This window comes from Luteimicrobium sp. NPDC057192 (assembly GCF_042670205.1).
In the GTDB taxonomy this organism is placed as follows: Bacteria; Actinomycetota; Actinomycetes; order Actinomycetales; family Cellulomonadaceae; genus Luteimicrobium.
Genome location: NZ_JBHUWD010000067.1, coordinates 2,084 through 5,771 on the forward strand (window position 1 = coordinate 2,084; position 3,688 = coordinate 5,771).

The 3,688-nt window shown below is 72.1% G+C and carries 4 protein-coding genes; 2 read left to right on the top strand and 2 right to left on the bottom strand.

What is annotated here, in order from left to right; genetic code table 11:
• A partial coding sequence (locus tag ACFT5B_RS19375) for a hypothetical protein (RefSeq protein ID WP_386800824.1) occupies nucleotides 1-417 on the top strand: 417 nt, incomplete at its 5' end.
• Here the strand turns inward: ACFT5B_RS19375 and ACFT5B_RS19380 are convergent.
• Nucleotides 393-1,223: an ABC transporter permease gene (locus tag ACFT5B_RS19380; protein WP_386800825.1), complete on the bottom strand. Its 831-nt coding sequence runs from the start codon at nucleotides 1,221-1,223 to the stop codon at nucleotides 393-395. The two genes, ACFT5B_RS19375 and ACFT5B_RS19380, sit on opposite strands and share 25 nt — an antisense overlap.
• The gene (locus ACFT5B_RS19385) at nucleotides 1,220-2,191 is read right to left on the bottom strand and encodes an ATP-binding cassette domain-containing protein (protein ID WP_386800826.1); all 972 of its coding nucleotides are present in this window, start codon (nucleotides 2,189-2,191) and stop codon (nucleotides 1,220-1,222) included. Before ACFT5B_RS19385 ends, ACFT5B_RS19380 begins: the two co-directional genes overlap by 4 nt.
• Nucleotides 2,192-2,681: 490 nt before the next feature.
• Here ACFT5B_RS19385 and ACFT5B_RS19390 point away from each other — a divergent pair, with 490 nt between their 5' ends.
• Nucleotides 2,682-3,608, top strand: a complete 927-nt coding sequence (locus tag ACFT5B_RS19390; protein WP_386800827.1) for a MetQ/NlpA family ABC transporter substrate-binding protein — start codon at nucleotides 2,682-2,684, stop codon at nucleotides 3,606-3,608.
• The last annotated feature ends 80 nt before the right edge of the window (nucleotides 3,609-3,688 follow it).

The window sequence follows — 3,688 nt, forward strand, 5'->3', positions numbered from 1 at the left end:
GAGGGTGACGCGCCTGTCGCCGAGGGTGACGCGCCTGTCGCCGAGGGTGACGCGCCTGTCGCCGAGGGTGACGCGCCTGTCGCCGAGGGTGACGCGCCTGTCGCCGAGGGTGACGCTCTGTTCGCCGACGGCGGCGGCAGCGCACGGCGGGAAGCAACACGCCTGGGGACGACTGTCACCGTCGGCGAAGCCACCGTCACCGTCGGCGAAGCCACCGCCACCGTCGGCGAAGCCACCGTCACCGTCGGCGAACCGGACGTCACCGTCGGCGAAGCCACCGTCACCGTCGGCGAAGGGGACGTGATGCACGAGGTGAGGGGGTGGGGAGGGGTGCGCGCGCACACCCCTCCCCACCCCTGCGCCGGACCCGACCACGATCAGGCCCGGCCAGCTCAGCGGGCGGTCCGGCGCCGGTAGGCGATGGAGCCCAGCGTGACCGCGACGACGAGGAACCCGACGAGCCAGGCGACCGCGGTCCAGAGCGTGGACGTGTCGACCGACCCGGACATCAGCCCGCGGAGCGACTCGATGATCGGGGTGAAGGGCTGGTTGTCGGCGAACCCGTGGAGCCAGGTGGGCATGGTGCCGACGGCGACGAACCCGCTGGACAGGTAGGGCAGGAACAGGAAGACGGTGTTGAGCGCCTGCGTGGCGTCGACGCTGAGGACGAGTCCGGCGGCGGCGCAGATCCAGGTGAAGGACAGGACCGTCAGCACCACGTACCCGACGACGCCGACCCAGCCGAGGAGGTCGGCGTCCGGCCTGAACCCGAGCGCGATCGCGACGCCGAGGACGACGACCGCGGACGCGAGGTTGCGCACGACGCTCGCGATGACGTGCCCCCACAGGGGCGCGGGGCCGAGGATCGGGAGGGTCTTGAACCGGTCGATGGTGCCGCTGGTCATGTCCTGGGCGACGGCGGTCGCGGTGGCGGCGGACCCGAACCCGAGGCACAGGACGAGCGTTCCGGGGACGACGTAGTTGATGTAGTCGCCGCTGCTGTCGATGGCGCCGCCGAAGATGACGACGAACACGAGCATGATCGCGACGGGGATCGCGAACGCGGTGACGAGGCCGTCGACGCTGCGGAGCGTCCGGCGGATCTCGCGGGCCGTCATGGTGGCGATGTCGCGGAGCCCGGTGCGCACGGACGGCGGTGCGGGGGTGACGGTCGCGACGGGCGTGCGGCGCGGTGCGGGCGCGGTGGGGGCGAGGGCGGTCATCGGGCGTTCTCCTTGCTGGCCGTGGTGCGGGTGGGGGTGCCGGTGACGGCGAGGAAGACGTCGTCGAGCGTGGGCTTGACGACGCTGACGCCCGCGAGGGCGAGGCGGTGCTGGTCGGCGAGGGCGAGCGCCTCGCGGATGGTCGCGACCGGGTCGGTTGCGGGGGTGGTGAACGCGAGGTCGCGCTCGTCGACGTCGACGACGGGGAGCCCGGCCGCGGGCGCGAGTTCGCGGGCGGCCCGGAGCGAGGCGGCGTCCTCGAACGCGACGCGGACGTGCTCCCCGGCGACGAGGGCCTTGAGCTCGCTGGCGGTGCCGCGGGCGGCGACAGCGCCGTCGTCGAGGACGGCGATGGTGTCGGCGAGGCGGTCGGCCTCCTCGAGGTACTGGGTGGTGAGGAGGACGGTGGTGCCGTCGGTCGCGAGGTCCCGGACGACCTCCCAGAGCTGGACGCGCGACGCGGGGTCGAGGCCGGTGGTGGGTTCGTCGAGGACGAGCACCGCGGGCGACGCGACGAGGCTGATCGCGAGGTCGAGGCGCCGCCGCATGCCGCCGGAGTAGGTGGAGGCGGGACGGCGCGCGGCGTCGGTGAGGTCGAAGCGCTCGAGGAGCTCGGTGGCGCGAGCCTTCACGGCCCGTCGGGGCAGGTGCGCGAGGTTGCCCATCATGACGAGGTTCTCCTCGCCGGTCTGGAAGGGGTCGACCGCGGCGTACTGGCCGGTGAGGGCGACCAGCGCGCGCACCTGGGCGGGGTGCTTCGCGACGTCGGCGCCCGCGACGGTGACGGTGCCGGAGTCGGCGGGCACGAGCGTCGTGAGGATGTTGACGGTCGTGGTCTTGCCGGCGCCGTTCGCGCCGAGGAGCGCGAAGATCTCGCCGCGCCGGACCGTGAGGTCGACGCCGCGCAGGACGTGGTGCGAACCGTAGGACTTGCGCAGGTCCCGTACGGCGATCATCGGGTCGTTCATGGCCTGTCTCCTGTCGTTCGTCGTGCTGCGAGCTCGTGTGCGGCGCACGCCGCGTGTATGTCGTACGCAATGTGTAGACCATAAACAGACGCGTGATCGAGCGTCAAGAGGTGACGCGCGTCTCACGTCCGCGTCTCGGTGAGTGAGATTTCGGGACGGTGGATTGGACGCGGGCGCGGCTGGGGGCCCAGGCTGAGGGCATGACACCGACCACCGCCCGCTCCGGCGTGCGAATGCCCGAGGCGCCCGCCGTGCGCGCCGCGGGCTGTCGGTGCTGTCGCCCCGTGCTCTGACCCTCCCGGTCGGCCGGTCCGCGGAGCGCCACGCCCGCGGCACCGAGGCACGGCGGGCGCCTGCCACGGCCCACGGCACCTCGCGTGCCCCACCCGGCCCCCCGGCCGTCGTCGACGAGACCGGGTCACCCCGCTCGGCCCGCACCACGGGCACCCCCTCGGGCGCGACCCCGCGCCCCGACCTCACTGGAGATCACATGTCCCGCACCCGCCGCCGGTTCCGCGGCTCGCTCGTCGTCACGGCCGTCGCCGCCGCCACCGCGCTCCTCCTCGCCGCCTGCTCCTCGGGCGACTCGGGCAGCAGCAGCGACAAGACGAAGGGCTCGGCGGACGACCCGGTCAAGATCGGCGTCGTCGGCGCGAGCGGCGACCAGTGGAAGGTCTTCACGGACCTCGCCGAGAAGCAGGGCATCCACGTCAAGCTCGTCGACTTCAGCGACTACCAGCAGCCGAACCCGGCCACGACGTCGGGCGAGCTGGACCTCAACCAGTTCCAGCACATCCTGTTCCTGGCGGACTACAACAACAACACCGGCGGCGACCTCGTGCCGATCGGCTCGACCGCCATCTACCCGCTGGCCCTGTACTCGAAGCAGTACAAGACGGTGGACGCGATCCCCGCCGGCTCGCAGATCGCCATCCCCAACGACGGCACCAACCAGGCGCGCGCCCTCGGTGTCCTCGCCTCGGCCGGCCTCATCACGCTCAAGGACGGCACGCCGTCCCTCTCGGCCGCGCCTGCCGACGTCGACACCGGCAAGTCCAAGGTCAAGGTCACGCCCGTCGCGGCGAACCAGACCGGCCGCTCGCTCGGCGACAAGTCCGTCGCCGGTGCGGTCGTGAACAACGACTACATCAAGGACACGGGCCTCAAGTCGTCCGACGCGATCGCCCAGGACGACCCGTCGAGCGACGCCGCCAAGCCGTACATCAACATCTGGGCCACGCGCTCCAAGGACAAGGACAACGCGGTCTACGCGGAGCTCGTCTCCATCGCGCAGTCGCCGGAGGTCGAGAAGGCGCTCCAGGCGAACTCGGACGGCACGGCCGTCATCGTCCACGAGACGCCCGCCAACCTGCAGAAGTACCTGACGGACGTCGAGAGCCAGCTCAAGCAGGGCTGACCCCCACCCGCCGAAGTACCCCGGCATCCCGCATACCTCGCGAGGTATGCGGGATGCCGGGGTACTTCGCGGGGCAGGAC

Bases quoted from the DNA above. Each gene is read 5' to 3' on its own strand.
- ACFT5B_RS19380 (WP_386800825.1), bottom strand. From the start codon at position 1,223: ATGACCGCCCTCGCCCCCACCGCGCCCGCACCGCGCCGCACGCCCGTC.
- ACFT5B_RS19385 (WP_386800826.1), bottom strand. From the start codon at position 2,191: ATGAACGACCCGATGATCGCCGTACGGGACCTGCGCAAGTCCTACGGT.
- ACFT5B_RS19390 (WP_386800827.1), top strand. From the start codon at position 2,682: ATGTCCCGCACCCGCCGCCGGTTCCGCGGCTCGCTCGTCGTCACGGCC.